The 15,030-nt window shown below is 60.1% G+C and carries 14 protein-coding genes; all 14 read right to left on the reverse strand.

Annotation, left to right across the window (positions count from 1 at the left end; translation table 11 throughout):
- Window positions 1–26: 26 nt before the first annotated feature.
- The 14 genes from cobA to cbiB all read right to left on the reverse strand — a co-directional run bounded on the left by cobA (window position 27) and on the right by cbiB (window position 15,026).
- On the reverse strand, window positions 27–815 hold the full coding sequence (cobA, locus tag ACTHO6_RS12745) for a uroporphyrinogen-III C-methyltransferase (protein WP_440241999.1): 789 nt from the start codon (window positions 813–815) through the stop codon (window positions 27–29).
- The gene (gene cobT, locus ACTHO6_RS12750) at window positions 812–1,864 is read right to left on the reverse strand and encodes a nicotinate-nucleotide--dimethylbenzimidazole phosphoribosyltransferase (protein WP_440241948.1); all 1,053 of its coding nucleotides are present in this window, start codon (window positions 1,862–1,864) and stop codon (window positions 812–814) included. Before cobT ends, cobA begins: the two co-directional genes overlap by 4 nt.
- Window positions 1,861–3,378 carry a cobyric acid synthase gene (locus ACTHO6_RS12755; protein ID WP_440241949.1) on the reverse strand — a complete coding sequence of 506 codons (1,518 nt, stop codon included), beginning with the start codon at window positions 3,376–3,378 and terminating at the stop codon, window positions 1,861–1,863. Before ACTHO6_RS12755 ends, cobT begins: the two co-directional genes overlap by 4 nt.
- Window positions 3,371–4,747: a cobyrinate a,c-diamide synthase gene (locus tag ACTHO6_RS12760; RefSeq protein ID WP_440241950.1), complete on the reverse strand. Its 1,377-nt coding sequence runs from the start codon at window positions 4,745–4,747 to the stop codon at window positions 3,371–3,373. Before ACTHO6_RS12760 ends, ACTHO6_RS12755 begins: the two co-directional genes overlap by 8 nt.
- Entirely contained in the window at window positions 4,744–5,886 is a 1,143-nt protein-coding gene (locus tag ACTHO6_RS12765) for a cobalt-precorrin 5A hydrolase (protein ID WP_440241951.1), read from the reverse strand. The genes ACTHO6_RS12760 and ACTHO6_RS12765 overlap by 4 nt, the downstream gene beginning before the upstream one ends.
- Entirely contained in the window at window positions 5,883–6,662 is a 780-nt protein-coding gene (gene cobM / locus ACTHO6_RS12770; RefSeq protein WP_440241952.1) for a precorrin-4 C(11)-methyltransferase, read from the reverse strand. Before cobM ends, ACTHO6_RS12765 begins: the two co-directional genes overlap by 4 nt.
- Window positions 6,659–7,372, reverse strand: coding sequence for a precorrin-2 C(20)-methyltransferase (gene cobI, locus ACTHO6_RS12775; protein WP_238504116.1), 714 nt, complete (start codon window positions 7,370–7,372; stop codon window positions 6,659–6,661). Before cobI ends, cobM begins: the two co-directional genes overlap by 4 nt.
- Window positions 7,369–8,598 (reverse strand): precorrin-6y C5,15-methyltransferase (decarboxylating) subunit CbiE, encoded by a 1,230-nt coding sequence (gene cbiE / locus ACTHO6_RS12780; RefSeq protein WP_440241953.1) that lies wholly within the window; start codon window positions 8,596–8,598, stop codon window positions 7,369–7,371. Before cbiE ends, cobI begins: the two co-directional genes overlap by 4 nt.
- Window positions 8,561–9,697 carry a cobalt-precorrin-5B (C(1))-methyltransferase gene (locus ACTHO6_RS12785; RefSeq protein WP_440241954.1) on the reverse strand — a complete coding sequence of 379 codons (1,137 nt, stop codon included), beginning with the start codon at window positions 9,695–9,697 and terminating at the stop codon, window positions 8,561–8,563. Before ACTHO6_RS12785 ends, cbiE begins: the two co-directional genes overlap by 38 nt.
- 5 nt (window positions 9,698–9,702) lie before the next feature.
- The gene (locus ACTHO6_RS12790; protein WP_440241955.1) at window positions 9,703–10,353 is read right to left on the reverse strand and encodes a precorrin-8X methylmutase; all 651 of its coding nucleotides are present in this window, start codon (window positions 10,351–10,353) and stop codon (window positions 9,703–9,705) included.
- A gap of 61 nt (window positions 10,354–10,414) precedes the next feature.
- Window positions 10,415–11,182 (reverse strand): precorrin-6A reductase, encoded by a 768-nt coding sequence (cobK, locus tag ACTHO6_RS12795; RefSeq protein ID WP_440241956.1) that lies wholly within the window; start codon window positions 11,180–11,182, stop codon window positions 10,415–10,417.
- 13 nt (window positions 11,183–11,195) lie between these two features.
- A complete protein-coding gene (locus ACTHO6_RS12800) occupies window positions 11,196–12,143 on the reverse strand; it encodes a sirohydrochlorin chelatase (RefSeq protein ID WP_440241957.1) in 948 nt (315 codons plus the stop codon).
- A 34-nt stretch (window positions 12,144–12,177) separates the two neighbouring features.
- Complete coding sequence (cobJ, locus tag ACTHO6_RS12805) at window positions 12,178–13,959, reverse strand: precorrin-3B C(17)-methyltransferase (protein WP_440241958.1); 1,782 nt, start codon at window positions 13,957–13,959, stop codon at window positions 12,178–12,180.
- 110 nt (window positions 13,960–14,069) lie between these two features.
- On the reverse strand, window positions 14,070–15,026 hold the full coding sequence (gene cbiB, locus ACTHO6_RS12810; RefSeq protein ID WP_440241959.1) for an adenosylcobinamide-phosphate synthase CbiB: 957 nt from the start codon (window positions 15,024–15,026) through the stop codon (window positions 14,070–14,072).
- Window positions 15,027–15,030: the final 4 nt, after the last annotated feature.

The raw sequence follows: 15,030 nt of genomic DNA on the forward strand, positions 1-15,030 counted from the left end.
CCGGTTGCCCGCTTCCCTGCCCTTGCTTACCCGGGAACCCCCTCGTTCAGACCGAGCGAAGTCTCGAACCAGTTGATTTTTTCCCGCATGTTCACGACATCTCCGACGAGAATGATCGCCGGATTGGTGATATGGTTATTTTCTGCCAAACGCTCCTCGATATCCGCCAACGTGCCTGTGACAACTGCCTGCTGGGGCAGCGTCCCCCAGGAGATGACGGCGACGGGCGTCTTCGGATCGCGGCCGTGCTTCATCAACTGCGTGCGGATGAGCGGCAGGTTGGCGACGCCCATGTAAAAGGCCACCGTGTCGATTCCGCCTGCCAGCGCCCGCCATTTTTCCACGGCCAGCTCCGGTTTGTCCTCGCGCAAATGCCCCGTCACCACGGCAAACGACGAGCCGTGATCGCGATGCGTCACCGGGATGCCCGCGTACGCCGAAGCGGCGATTCCTGCCGTCACGCCCGGCACGATTTCAAACGCGACGCCGCGCGTAGCCAGATACTCCGCTTCTTCGCCCGCGCGGCCAAAGACGCACGGATCGCCGCCTTTCAGCCGTACGACGGTTTTGCCTGCCAGCGCTTTTTCCGCCAGCACCTCATTGATCGACTCCTGCCGCATCGTGTGATGATCGGGCAGCTTGCCGCAATAGATGCGCTCCGCCGTCTCGGGCGCATGGGCGAGCAAAGCCGGATTCGCGAGGCGGTCGTAGACGACTACGTCTGCCTTTTGCAGACATTCCAGACCTTTTACGGTAATCAGCTTCGGGTCGCCGGGGCCTGCGCCGACAAGGTACACTTTGCCTGCGCCGCTCATCGGTCGCTGACCCCCGCCGATGCGAATGTCGCCATCTCCCGTACCATCCACGACGCGGCCTCGACGATCGAAAACGCGATAGCCGCCCCGCTGCCTTCGCCCAGTCGCAGGTTGAGGTCGAGCAACGGCTGTTTGCCGAGTACGTTCAGCACAAAAGCGTGCCCCGGCTCCTGGGAGCGATGCCCGGCGATCAGGTAGTCTGCGACCTGAGGCGCAAGCCGCACGGCCAGTAGCGCCGCCACGGTCGCGATAAAGCCGTCCAAGAGCACCGGAACGCGCCGCGAAGCCGCGCCGATCATCGCGCCTGCCATCGCGCCGATCTCCAGCCCGCCCACTTTTGCCAGGACGTCCAGCGGTTCGTTGGCATTCGGACGATGCAGGGCGAGCGCTTCGCGAACGACCGCTTTTTTGCGTTGCCAGCCCGCGTCGTCCAGTCCTGTGCCGCGACCGACGATCTCGTCCGGGTCCGCCCCGGTCAAAGCAGACAGGATCGCGCTGCTCGCCGTCGTATTGCCGATGCCTACCTCTCCGACGATCAGCAGCTTGGCCCCTTCGTCGATGATTCTCTCGGCCAGCTCGAAGCCGACCGCAAGCGTGCGCTGCGCCTCGTCAGCGGACATGGCGGCTTCCCGCAGCATGTTGCCCGAGCAAGCCCTGATTCTTTTGTTGATGACGCCTGGCGCCTTAACCTCTACTGCCACGCCGACATCGATGAACTTTTGCATCGCGCCGATTTGCCGGGCGAAAACGTTGATGCCCGCGCCGCCGTTCACCAGATTCAAGAGCATTTGCGCCGTCACCTCTTGCGGGTAGGCCGACACTCCTTCTGCGGCCACCCCGTGATCGGCGGCAAAAACGAGTACGCCCGGCGGCGTGACGACCGGAAATGTCTCGCCTGTCATCGCGGCCAGCTCGACGGCCAGCTCCTCCAGACGTCCCAGACTGCCAAGCGGCTTTGTCAGTTGATCCACATGCTGTCTCGTTTGCTCACTCGCTTCCTGGTTTCGCGGCGCAATCGCCGGAAATCGCTTTTCCAAGCCTGCCATCATCTACGCACCTCTTTTTCCTGATAAGCCTTCATCTGTTCTTCAATCGCATCCAGCCGCACATGACGGCGTACCGTATCCGCCAAAAGATCGTAGCCCTGCTCGCGGAGCGCCACGAACGACGGACGCTCCGTGATCGGCGCAAGCCCTTTTTTCGCGCGAATCGCATTCAGCAAGAGCGTGCGGAAGCGGTCGTTGTGGAACAGTCCATGAAAATACGTCCCGATCAGCCGACGTTCCTCGCAACAGTAACCTTCTGCCCGCTCTCCCATCTGAATAAACGGACATTCGCTCTTGGCATAAACAGATTGGCCCATGTGAATCTCGTAGCCTTCGAGTGTAAGCCGTTCTCCGGCGAATGTGGCTTCTCCGCGGGACAGCACCGTCGTTTTCTTCTGTTCCATCGTCGTCACCATCGGGATCAGGCCCAGCCCGTCCAGCTGCTGTAGCGGTGACTCCACACCAGCCGGGTCCAGAATCGACTCGCCAAGCATCTGATAGCCGCCGCACAGGCCGATCACGTACGACTTGCCCTGTCCATGCAGCTGTTTCACCGCCTCGGCCAGTCCCGTCTCGTACAAAAATTGCAAGTCTTCCAACGTATTTTTGCTGCCAGGCAGCACGATCAGGTCCGGCTCGCCCAGCTCTTCCAGCCGGGTCACAAAGCGCAGGCGGCAATCCGGCTCCACAAAAAACGGGTCGACATCCGTAAAATTCGAGATGCGCGGGTAGCGCAAGACGGCGACATCCAGCTCGCGCGGCGTCTCCCGCTGCCCCTGGTAACGGTGCAAAATGAGCGAATCCTCCGCGTCGATCCACAAGTCAGGAATAAACGGCACCACGCCAAGCACAGGCTTGCCCGTGTACTGCTCGAACCAGTCCAGCCCCGGCTGCAACAGCGCCAGATCGCCGCGAAAACGATTGATGATGACGCCGATCACCCGGTCGCGGTCCTTGGGTTCAAGCAGTTGCAGCGTGCCGACGAGGCTGGCAAACACGCCACCGCGCTCAATGTCCGCCACCAAAATGACCGGAGCGTTCGTCAGGCGGGCAACCCGCATGTTGACCAGCTCGCGGTCGTTCAGATTGATCTCCGCCGGACTGCCCGCTCCTTCGATGACGATGCGCTCGTAAGCGGCAGCAAGCCGTTGGTACGCCTCCCGGATAATCCGCAGTCCTTCTTCGTAAAAATCCGTCCGATACGCCATCGCCTTCATGTTGGCGTACGGCTCGCCGTTCACCACGATCTGCGACTCCGCATCCCGCGTCGGCTTGATGAGGATCGGATTCATGTCGGTCGTGGCGAGAATGCCTGCCGCCTCCGCCTGAACGCCCTGTGCCCGCCCGATTTCTTTTCCGTCCAGCGTCACATAGGAATTCAGCGCCATGTTTTGCGACTTGAACGGCGCCGTTTTGTAGCCGTCCTGGGCAAAAATGCGGCAGAGCGCTGTCGCAATCGCGCTTTTTCCGGCATCGGAGCTGGTTCCCTGAATCATCAGCGGGAGCGCTTTAGGCACGGGAGGCCACCTCCGCGCACAAACCGAGCCAGCGCTTCACCAGCGCCGGGTTGGAGCCGAAATGCAAATGCGTGTACCCCGCGACGAGATTGCCCCTGGCAAAGCCCTCCGGCTTGGTGCCGCGCAGCCCTTTTGTCTCGTAGGCCGCAGGGAGCTGCTCGTCTGTGGCATAGGTCGAATAGTGGAACTCGTGGCCTTTTGCCTGTTCCTCTGGGCCGAGCAGGAAGTTGCCCTCCTTGCCGCGCACCTCGCGATAGCCGAGCGCCGCCCATTTTTTTTGCATCGTCACCTTGCCGGGGATGAGTCCGACCATCGGGTAGCTCTCCCCGTCTGTCGTCACAATCGCCTCGGTCAAAAACATGAATCCGCCGCACTCGGCCAAGGTCGGCAAGCCTTTTTCGACCGCCTGGCGGAACGATTCCTTCACCGCCTCGTTTTGCGACAGCTCGGCGGCAAACTCCTCCGGGAAGCCTCCCCCGATGTACAAGCCGTCCGCTGCTTCCGGTACACCCTCCCCCGCAAGCGGCGAGAAAAAGATCAGCTTCGCGCCGTACGCTTGCAGCAGCTCCAGATTTTCCGGATAGTAAAAATGGAACGCCGGGTCTTTCGCTACGGCAATCGTGACGTCGAAAGCCGCCTCGCGCGGTGCGAACAGCTTCGGCTCCACTTGCAGCGGCTCGGCTTTGGCCAGCTCCCAGACCAGGTCCAGGTCTACCGTCTCCCCGATCAGGTCAGCCAGCTTGGCAAACAGCGGCGCCAGCTCGCCGCGCTCCACAGACGGCACAAGTCCCAGATGGCGCTCGGGAATTTCCAGCTCGTTTTCCCGCTTCAGGTAGCCGACGACCGGAATCCCGCACTCCTGCTCAATCGCGGCCTTGACGATTTTGTGGTGGCCTTCGCTGCCGACCTTGTTCGCGATCACGCCGACGATTTTCGCCTGGGGATTGAGCAACTGGAAGCCTTTTACAATCGCAGCCGCACTGCGCGCCATGCTCTGGCAGTTGACGACGAGCAACACAGGCGATCCGGTCAACATGCTGATTTCGGCCGTGCTGCCCTTGTCGCTGGTCGCTTCCTTGCCGTCGTACATGCCCATGACGCCTTCGATGATCGAAATATCCGCGCCTTCGCTTCCCCGGACAAACATCTCCTTCACGACGTCGTGCTCCAGCATGAAGCTGTCCAGATTGCGCGACGCTCTGCCCGTCACCGCGGTATGGTAGGTCGGGTCGATGTAGTCAGGACCGCACTTGAAGCCTTGCACCCTGTAGCCTTTGCGGATCAGGGCAGCCATCAGCCCGATGGTTACCGTCGTTTTCCCCGCTCCGCTGCCTGTTCCGGCAATGACAATCCGGCGGCTGTCCGTCATGCGCGTTCCTCCTTTTGATAGGGCATCAGGGCGACCGAAATGGTGACGTTGCCCGACTTTTTCTTGGTCAGCACCAGCTCGTCGACGCCTGCGTACAGCTTGGCCGCAGGCTCGCTCACCCCGTACGCTCCCGTAAACTTGAACACCGTCTCGGACGGCTCGCTGATTTCCACCTGGTTCAGCTCCTGTGGCGAGTACCAGACGAACGGCCAGCCGTATTTCTCGCATACGGCGATCAACCCGGCCTCGTCTTTTTTCAGCTCGATGGTAGCCAGCGCCTTGACGCTCTTGAGCGAAAATTGCAGCTCGTCCAGCGTCTCGCAAATGACCGCCTCGATCTCCTCCGCAGACGTTCCCCGGTTGCAGCCCATCCCCAGCACGATCACCTTGGGGCGATACAGGACGCCGTTGTCCAAAATCGGCTGTTCCTCCGGCGCAAGCAGGCGGTGCGTCACGACGAGGGCCGCATCCGGCTTGGCGGCCAGTGCTTCGGCGATGCTCGCATACTCCTTGATCGACGGCGGCATCGGCGTGTCGTGCATCCACCAGTCGCGTTCGCCGGATTCGTTGACGACCGCTACGTGTTCCTCGTTGACGACCGAGGCGCTCACAGGCGTCAGCTTGTCGGCAGAATCCCACTCCCAGCCAAAACGGCGACCGAACAAATCGACCGGAATCGTCTTCTGCACGTCGGACGCGGTCGTGATGATCGGACGGGCGCCCATGACTGCCGCCACTTCGCGGGCCAGCTCATTGGCCCCGCCCAGATGGCCGGACAGCACGCTGATGACGTTCTCTCCCCGGTCGTCGACGACAACGACGCCCGGGTCTTTCTTTTTGTCTTCGAGCAGCGGCGCGATCATGCGCACGACCGCCCCGAGCGAAATGATGACAATCAGCCCTTTGTACGCTGGCCACAGGGCGGGAAACAGCATCCGCACGCTGTTGGAAAAAAGCTGGATGCCGCGCGCTTCCTCGTCCCCGCGCGCGAACTTGCTCATGTAGTACAGGTCTGTCCCGGGAAATTTTTGCGCCAGATCGCGGGCCATCTCGACCCCGTGCTTCGTGATGGCGACAATCGCGTAATCGCCCTGCTGACGGATGACAGGAATTTCTCCTTCGACCAGTTCGAGAATCATTCTTTCACACCTTTTCTGTACCCGTGCGTGAAGGTTTTATCGTACAGCCTGGAACGGTATTGCTCGCTTTTTTCGTGAATGTCCGGGTCCAAAGCCCAGCCGGCCAAAATCATCGCGTGCTTGCGAATGCCGTTTTTGCCCATGTCTTCGTCCAGATTTTTCAAGGTCGTGCGCACGATCAACTGATCCGGCCAGCTCGCCCGCTGCACGACAGCGACGGGCGTATCCTCGCTCCAGCCCGCCTCGATCAGCTCGCGCACCACTTTTTTCGTCAAAGTCGCGCTGAGGTACAGCGCCAGCGTGCAATGATGCTCCGCGAGCGCGCGCAGCTTTTCCCTGTCGGGCACAGGCGTGCGTCCTTCTGCACGGGTGAGGATCAGCGTCTGGGTCAGCTCGGGAATCGTCAGCTCCGCGCCGACCGCCGCTGCCGCCGCAAACACAGAGCTTACGCCCGGCACGATTTCCACCTCGATGCCTTCTGCCTTCAACAGCGCGATCTGCTCCATGATCGCCCCGTACACAGACGGATCGCCCGTATGCAGGCGCACGACCGTTTTGCCTTTGCGAATCCGGTCCACCATCAGCTCGACCATTTCTTCCAAGGCCATGCCGGAGCTGTGCAGCACCTCTGCGTCAGGGTTGCCGAGCGCCACCAGCTCTTCGTTGACGAGCGAGTCGGTGTACAAAATCACGTCTGCCTTTTGCAACAGCTTCAAGCCTTTGACCGTAATCAACTCCGGGTCGCCGGGACCCGCTCCCACTATGTACAGTTTCATCCTTTTTTCACCACCATCAGCGTAAGATAGCCAAGCTCTGCCCGCTCCAGCTCGCGCATGTCCGTCCAGACCATCTCTTCGGAGGAGGTGACTTTTGTCGCGACGGCGGCTTTGTCTGCGAGTCCCATTTCTTGCAGCAAACCGATTATCATCGGCAACACTTTCGCTACCTTCAAAAACACGACGGTATCGTGGTTCTCAAGCGCTTTGCGCATCGCTTCCCGGTCTTCTGTCGCCGGAATAATTCCGATCTGCTCATCGCCGTCCGCAAGCGGCAGGTTGAAGCGCGAAGCCGCTCCGAGAAACGAGGAGACACCCGGCACGGTCACGACAGGCACTTCCGGGTGCGCGTCGTGCATGACCCGCATCATGTGGATAAACGTGCTGTAAAACATCGGGTCACCTTCCGTCACGAACGCGACATCTTTTCCCGCAGACAGACGCTCCCAGACGATTTCCACCGTTTTGTTCCACTCGCGCTCCAAAATTTCCTTGTCCCGCGTCATCGGGAACACCAGTCCGAGCATTTCTTTTTCTGACTGCTGCACGTACAGCTCGGCGATCTGGTGCGCGTAGCTTTTGCTGCCCATCCGCTTTTTCGGATACGCGATCACCGGCGATTGCTGCAACAGGCGGAATGCCTTGACCGTAATCAGCTCCGGGTCGCCGGGACCTACGCCCAGCCCGTACAATGTTCCGATCTTGCTCACTTGCCGTCTCCCCCTTGTTCCTCTGTCTGCTTGGCCCAGGCCGTGATGATGTAGATCGGATTCAACGCCTCAAACCGCGTCAGTGACAAAATCGGCTTGCTGCGCGACAACTGCGCCAATGTCACCGATGTTTCAAAGCCTTCCTCTGCAAAAGCTTGCGTCGCTTCGTACAGCGTCTCGATTGTCGCAGCGTTGACCACGATTCGACCCTCCGGACGCAGACGCGTGCAGCAAAGATGCAATAGCTCGCGCAACTCCCCGCCGCTGCCGCCGATGAACACGGCATCCGGGTCCGGGAACTCGTCCAGTCCTTGCGGCGCGCGCGCATGTACAACGGTCACATCCGTGCGAAACTTCATCATGTTCTGGCGGCAGTTTTCCAGATCGTCCGCGTTTTTCTCCACGCCGTACACTTCGCCTTCCCGCGCGATCCGCGCCGCCTCGATGGCGACAGAGCCTGTGCAGGTGCCGATGTCCCAGACGATGCTTTTGGCGTGCAATTGCAGCTGGGCGATGCTCAATATGCGCACTTCTTTTTTCGTAATCAGTCCTTTGTCCGGCTTGCGCTGGGAAAACTCTTCGTCCGCAATTCCAAACGGCCAGACCGGGCTTGGACGGCGTTTTTTCAAAATCACGACATTCAGATCGGAAAAGATGCCATCTACCATTTCCTCCAGCGTGTACCAGCCCGTCCGCTCCTCGGTGCTGCCCAGGTTCTCGGCCACGAACGCCTCGTATTCCGTCATCTGAAACGACAGCAAATAACGGGCGATAGCCGCTGGCGAGTTTTCCCGGTCGGTGAGCAGCGCGACCTTTTCCTTCCCGTCGATGCGCTGCGCCAGTCCCTTGATGCTGCGGCCGTGCACGCTGACGAGCGCCGCATCCTGCCACGCCTCGCCCATTTTGGCGAATGCGAGCTGGATGGAGCTTAGGTGCGGGTAAATGTCCACATTCAGCTTTTTCGCCAGCAAACTGCCGATCCCGTAAAAGAGCGGATCGCCCGAAGCGAGGATGACCGTCTTGCGCGTCTCGGAGCGCAGCTCCTCCACCATTGCGGACAAGCCGCCTTTCAGCACCCGTTTTTCCCCTTTGTACTCCGGAAAAAAGCCCAGATGCCGCTCCCCGCCGACCAGAAGCTCGCTCTCTTCAATCCAGGTCCGGTACAACGGCAGCAGGCTTTGCTGCCCGTCATCCCCGATCCCGATTACTTTCATCGCTTGTGTCATTGATCGTCACCCTTCCCAACAGGGACCCTTTCATTGTGATGATGATGGTTTCGACCTCCAGACCGCCGCCTACTTCCTTCAGGGCCGCCCGACAGCAGTTCGCGCACATAATCTCGAAAAAGGCAGGCGTATCTGCCATCAGATCGCCCACCTGCGAGGCCGTGTTCGCGGTGAGAATCTCGCGGACCCGCTCCTGCGGCGCGCCCGCCTCTTCTGCCATCCGGGCGAGAAAGCTGAAGTCGACAGGGGCGCTTTTCGAGTGGACCATCATGACGCCCTGCGCCACTTTGGAAAACTTGCCCATCATCCCCACCAAGGTCACCTTGCGCATGTTTCGGTTCTTGCATTGCTTGAGCGCAAAACCGACAAAGTCTCCCATTTCCACGAACGCTTCCTCGGACAGCTCCGGGTAGGTGGCAATCCCGAACGATTCGCTCTTGCCGCCCGTGGACAGGACGATGTGGTCGCAGCCCGCCTCCTTGGCGACGTTGATCGCTTGCGCCACGCTCGCTTTGTAGGCAGAAGTGGAAAACGGCACCACGATTCCGCGCGTCCCCAAAATGGAGATGCCTCCGAGTATGCCGAGTCGTCCATTCAATGTTTTTTTGGCGATTTCCTCGCCCGCTGGCACAGAGATCACGATTTTGATTCCGCGCTTTGTCCCGTACTCATCGAGCACCGCCTGCGCGGTGTCCCGAATCATTTTGCGCGGGACGGGGTTAATCGCCGCTTCTCCGATCGGAACAGGCAGCCCCGGCTTGGTCACCCGACCGACACCAACGCCGCCGTCCAGCATAATGCCCGGCTCATCGGACCATTCCACGGTGGAGAGAATCAGCGCACCGTGGGTCGCATCCGGGTCGTCTCCGCCGTCCTTGATCGTGCCCGCCGTCGCTTTTTCCGGCGAAACTTCGCAGCTCTCCATCCGAAACGTCACGTCCTCGCCAATCGGCAGGCGGATGGTGGCCTCTGACTGCGGCTCCTGGGTAATCAGCGCGATCAAAGCAGCCTTGGTCGTCGCCGTTGCGCATGCTCCCGTTGTATAGCCGTGGCGGAGGGGTTTTGCCTCTTTTTCGTCCGACGCTGCTTTGGCTGCCATCTCTTTTATCCCAACCGTTCCGCCATGATGGAAATGGCATTCAATGCTGCTACTGTCACAGGGCTTCCGCCTTTGCGCCCGATGTTCGTGATGAACGGAATGTCTAGCTTCGCCAGCTCTTCCTTGGACTCTGCCGCAGAGACGAAGCCGACTGGCATCCCGATCACAAGACCTGGCTTCGCTTCGCCTTCCTTCACCAGGCGAATCAGCTCCAGGAGCGCTGTCGGCGCGTTGCCGATGCAGAAAATGCCGCCGTCTGCTTCCTTCACCGCTTTGCGCATGGAAATGATCGCGCGCGTCGTGTTGAGGCGTTTCGCTTCTTCCATGACGTCGCGGTCGGAGATGTACACCTTCACTTGGCCGCCGAACTTCTCGATCCGGTTTTTGCTGATGCCGACCTGAACCATTTGCACGTCCGCGACGACGATTTTGCCTCTGCGGATCGCCTGAATACCGGATTGGACAGCATCCGGGTGGAAGACGAGGCTGCGTCCCAGCTCAAAGTCTGCGGACGCGTGGATGACGCGCTGCACGACGGGAAATTGTTCGGCGGTAAAAGGATGCTCGCCCAGTTCATCGGCAATGATTTGAAAGCTCATGTCCTCGATCTCTTGCGGTTGGACAGTCAAAGGCTTGAATTCCGTCTTGAAATCCATGGTTGGTTTCCTCCAGTCAGTGGTTTGGGGTGCTGCTCGACTCGACCAATGGCTTGGCGCGTTATGGCACAACCGCCTTGAGCTGGTTCAGCACGCTTTCGTAATCGGAAAACTTGGTGCCGTAGTCGATTTTCGGCCGACCGATGACAATGGTTTCGATGCCCATTTCCAGCGCCGCTTCCACTTTTTCGTCAAATGCGCCGACCTTGCCGCTTTCCTTCGTAATCATCAGCGTCACGCCGTAGTGGGCGTAAAGCGCCTTGTTCAGCTCCTTGGAAAAAGGCCCCTGCATCGCGACGATGTTTTTTTGCTCCAAGCCGAGCTCCTCGCATTTTTGCATGTTGTCCACGCGCGGCAGCATCCGGGCGACCAAGGTCGTGTCCGGCAGGCCCAAGAGGCGGTCCGTGAACGTTTTCAGCGTCTTGCTGCCTGTCGTCAGCATGATGACCCCGCGCTTGTCTGCGGCAAGCTCAGCCGCCTGCACGTAGTCCTCGACGACGATCAGCTTTTCGCTGCCCGGCGCAGCAAGACTTTCCCGCTCGTAGCGGATGTACGGCACACCTGCGCCCTCCGCCCCGGCCATGGCGTTTTTCGAGGCTTCCTCGGCAAACGGGTGGCTTGCGTCTACCACGCACCGCACGCCTTTTTCCCGGATCAACTGCTGGATGTCGTCCGCGCTCAAGCGTCCGACCCGGACAGGCAGACCTGCCTCTTCCATGCTTTTCGCAGCGTTGTCTGTTACGACCGTCGTCAAAAGGTCGTAGCCGGTTTCCTTGATGAACCGGGCCAATTCGCGGGCGTCGCTCGTTCCAGCCAGTACCAGTATCATGCTGTGTCTCCTCCTACTTGGTTACGTGGTCGTGTTTGTGCTCATGCTTGTGGTCATGGTCGTGAGCATGGTGGTGGTCATGATCGTGATGATGGCCATGGTGATGATGATGGTGCCCATGGCCGTGCTCGTCGTCATGATGGTGGTGGTGATGGTCGATATGCTCCATCGCTGCCAGCCTGTACTGACAGGTGTCGCAGTTCAGCTTCACTTCCCCGTGCAGCGCTTCCTCGATCCGGTCCTTCATCACTTCTTTTAGCAGCGGGTGAAAGCCGAAATATTCGGCCAGCTCGAACTGGGCTTCCGGATATTGCTGGCGGAACTTTTCCAGCTGATCGCTCATCCGCTTCATCAGTACGCCTGTAAACAGGAAATACGGCAAGAGCACGATCCGCTTCGCGCCGAGCTTCAGACAGCGCTCCACACCTTCGTCGTAGAGCGGATAGGTCACGCCCATGAAAGCCGTCTCGACCCACCGCGCCTTGTAGCGCTCCCAGAACAGGCGGGACATTTTGTAAAGATCGCTGTTGGCGTCCGCGTCGCTGCTGCCGCGCCCGATCACGAGCACTGCCAGGTCGTCGTGGTCTTCGCCCGAAGCAAAGCCCGCTTCCGCCATGCGCGCAGACAGGATGTGGATGACTTCCTCGTGAATGCCGATCGGACGGCCGTAGATGAACTGCACGTGCGGATACAGTTCCTTCGCCTCGTCAATCGCCGCCGGAATGTGGATTTTCGCATGTCCCGCCGAGAACAGGATGATCGGAATGACCGCCACCCGCGTAGCGCCGCGAGCGACGCACGTATGCAAGCCTTGCAGCATGTCAGGGCGCGCAAACTCCAGAAAGCACGTCTCGATGATCGGCACATCCAGCTCTGGCGCAAGCGAAGCGACAAACTGCCGGATTTCTTCATTGCCCTCCGGGTCCTTGCTCCCGTGTCCTACAAATAATACCGCGTCCATTTCGTTTCCCCCTCGTCTTTGTTCAAACAACCGATCAATCTCCGCAAGCGGCGTTCTCGATTTCCGCCTTGGCCGGTTCGTACCAGGCGTAGCCTTCCAGTTCGCCTACCCGTTGGAAAAACTTGTGGAAGCGTTCATTCGGAAATGCCTCTTTTTTGAAGCGGTTCACGATTCGCTCGACAATCGGCACGATCTCCTCCTTGTCGATGCCTTCCGCGACCGGAATGCCGGAGTGGGCATTGCGCCCGACCGTTTTCGCGCCCAGGAACAGATCGAACTTGCCTTTGCGGAACACGATGCCGATATCCTCCCGGACGGCTCCGTAACAGGCCATTCCGCAGCCGTTGAAGCCGATTTTCAGCTCTTTCGGCATTTCTTTTCCGCCCAGTCTGCGGTGCAGTTCCTCCGCGTACGGAATGCTGTCTTTTTTCTCGCCGTCGCAAAAATCGCACGCTTTTACCTGCAATACGTCTCCGATCGGACTGAGGATCAGCCCCAGCTCGCGCAAGCGGCCTGTCAGGCTGTCCGGGTCGGCAGTCGGCACGCGCAAAATCATCTGGTGATGCGGCGTGTATTCGATCTCGCCCTTTTCACCCGCCACCTCGGCAATCGCCATCATTTGCTGCGGCGTTATTTTTTTGTTGGCGACGCCTGGACTGACGGCAAATTCGAAAATCATTTCCGGCTGAAACGCTGAGGCTGGACGCACGTTGCTTGCTGTGGCAGGCTTCGTTTCGATACCTTTGGCAGCATGGAGCGCATTCAGCGCCTGCATCGCCCATTCGAATGGCGGACGCTCTGCCTGCGGCTTTGCTGTCTCCAGCTTTTGCTCGACTGGCGGCGCTTCCAGAACAGCCGTCCTGATCGCCGTGTCGGCATGCGCCGCTTCCGGCGCCGTTGCCTTCGCCGCTTCCCCAGCCGCCACAGGGCGCTCGCTCGCAGGCTCGGCTGACTTGGCCGCAGAGACGTTGATGCTTTCGCCGCTCGCTTCGAGCGACCACGGTTCGTTTTCCACGCGCAGGCGCTGGTGCGGCTTCAGCGGCTGCTCATCCGCAGACAGCGTGTACTTGCGCTGATAGCCGCGCGGCGTAATCATTTTGCCATCGTAGACAAACGTCGAAGAGTTCCCGATAATGACCGTCGTCAGCATGCCGATGTCGTGTTCGAGCATTTGCGCCAGCGTCGTCACCACAACCGTCTCGCGCTCGCGATAGGCGCTCTTCACAATACCGACAGGGGTATCTGGCGAGCGGTATTGCAGCAGGATGCGCTGCGCCTCGACGATCTGCCGCGTCCGCCTGCCGCTGCGCGGGTTGTACAGGGCAATGACAAAGTCGGCCATCCCGGCTGCGTCAATCCGTTTGGCAATCAGCTCCCATGGCGTCAAGTGGTCGCTCAGGCTGATCGTGCAGGCGTCGTGCATGATCGGAGCGCCGAGGATCGCGCCACAGGAGTTGATCGCCGAAATGCCCGGCACGATTTCGACCGGAACGCCTGTCGCTTCGGTCCAGCCTTTTTCCACCAGCACCTCGTAGACCAGTCCCGCCATCCCGTAGACGCCGGAGTCGCCGCTGGAGATGACCGCTACTTTTTTGCCTTCCTCTTCCGCCTGACGCACGGCTTCGCGCGCTCGCGTCACTTCCTCGGTCATTCCGGTGCTGACGATCTCCTGGTGGGTCAAAAGGCCGCGAATCAAATCCACGTAAGTCGAATAGCCGATAATGACATCCGACTCTTGCAACGCCTCTCTCGCCCGCTTGGTGATATGTTCAAAACTTCCCGGGCCAAACCCGATCACAAACAACTTGCCGCTCATACGGTCCCTCCCCTTTCGCTTGCCTGCGTGTCGCACGCCGCCGTTTTTTGGTTCATTCTCATTCCTTCCGCTGCCCTGCGCCTCGATCCGCTTGCCGTTCTCCGCTTTAACTAGCCAGCAATGACAGCCGCAATCGCCAGACAAACGAGCAGGCACAAGAAGGATGTCAGGTACATCAGCCGGATCGTCGCCATAATATCTGCCACCGCCAAGGGCCGATGCGCATCCCCTAGCCGCGCCCGGTTGGACGGCACTCCCTGGTAGTAGTTAAGGCCGCCAAGCTGCACGCCCAGCGCCCCGGCCACTCCCGCTTCCGGCAGCCCGCTGTTCGGACTGGGATGCAGATGCGCGTCCCGGCGAATCATCGCCCAGCACTGCCGCCAGTCCAGCCGTTGCAGTCCGCTTGCGATGACCAGCAGCAATGCCGTCAGCCGGGCGGGTATGTAGTTCAGCACGTCGTCAAAACGGGCGGACGCCCAGCCGAGATTTTTGTACGTTTCGTTTTTGTAGCCGACCATCGAGTCCAGCGTGTTGGCCGCCCGGTACGCCATCGCCAGCGGCGCGCCGCCAATCGCGGCATAGATCAGCGGAGAAACGATCGCATCGACGATGTTTTCCGCCACCGTCTCTACGGCTCCCCGGCAAATCTCCGGTTCGTCCAGTTGCTCCGTATCGCGGCCGACCACCATCGACAGAGAGCGTCTGGCCGCTGCCATGTCCCCGGCGCGCAGATGGCGGGCGATCTCCAGTCCCGCGTCCGCCAGTCCTTTTGTGGCAATCGTCGTGGAGATGAGCCACGCGCTCAACACCCACGAGAGCAGCGGATGAAGGAACGCCGCTCCCCATAGCAGCAGCCAGACGACCGCATAGCTGCCTGTGACGATCAACAGCGGAAACAGGACGCCAGCCAGCTTCAACTGCGATTCCCGCTTGACTGCCGCGCGAATGACCCGCTCCAGCCGCGTAATCCACCAGCCGATGATGACCACCGGATGCGGCAGGCTGCGCGGGTCGCCGACCACCCGGTCAATCACGTAGGCCGCGCACAATATCCACACTTCCGTCATGTTG

This window comes from Brevibacillus sp. SAFN-007a (assembly GCF_051967035.1).
Lineage (GTDB): Bacteria > Bacillota > Bacilli > Brevibacillales > Brevibacillaceae > Brevibacillus.

Coding starts and splice junctions, on each gene's coding strand:
- ACTHO6_RS12760 (WP_440241950.1), bottom strand. CDS start 4,747: ATGACGGACAGCCGCCGGATTGTCATTGCCGGAACAGGCAGCGGAGCG.
- cobT (WP_440241948.1), bottom strand. CDS start 1,864: ATGATGGCAGGCTTGGAAAAGCGATTTCCGGCGATTGCGCCGCGAAAC.
- ACTHO6_RS12790 (WP_440241955.1), bottom strand. CDS start 10,353: ATGGATTTCAAGACGGAATTCAAGCCTTTGACTGTCCAACCGCAAGAG.
- ACTHO6_RS12800 (WP_440241957.1), bottom strand. CDS start 12,143: ATGGACGCGGTATTATTTGTAGGACACGGGAGCAAGGACCCGGAGGGC.
- cbiE (WP_440241953.1), bottom strand. CDS start 8,598: ATGACACAAGCGATGAAAGTAATCGGGATCGGGGATGACGGGCAGCAA.
- cobM (WP_440241952.1), bottom strand. CDS start 6,662: ATGAAACTGTACATAGTGGGAGCGGGTCCCGGCGACCCGGAGTTGATT.
- ACTHO6_RS12765 (WP_440241951.1), bottom strand. CDS start 5,886: ATGATTCTCGAACTGGTCGAAGGAGAAATTCCTGTCATCCGTCAGCAG.
- ACTHO6_RS12785 (WP_440241954.1), bottom strand. CDS start 9,697: ATGGCAGCCAAAGCAGCGTCGGACGAAAAAGAGGCAAAACCCCTCCGC.
- cobK (WP_440241956.1), bottom strand. CDS start 11,182: ATGATACTGGTACTGGCTGGAACGAGCGACGCCCGCGAATTGGCCCGG.
- cobA (WP_440241999.1), bottom strand. CDS start 815: ATGAGCGGCGCAGGCAAAGTGTACCTTGTCGGCGCAGGCCCCGGCGAC.
- cobJ (WP_440241958.1), bottom strand. CDS start 13,959: ATGAGCGGCAAGTTGTTTGTGATCGGGTTTGGCCCGGGAAGTTTTGAA.
- cbiB (WP_440241959.1), bottom strand. CDS start 15,026: ATGACGGAAGTGTGGATATTGTGCGCGGCCTACGTGATTGACCGGGTG.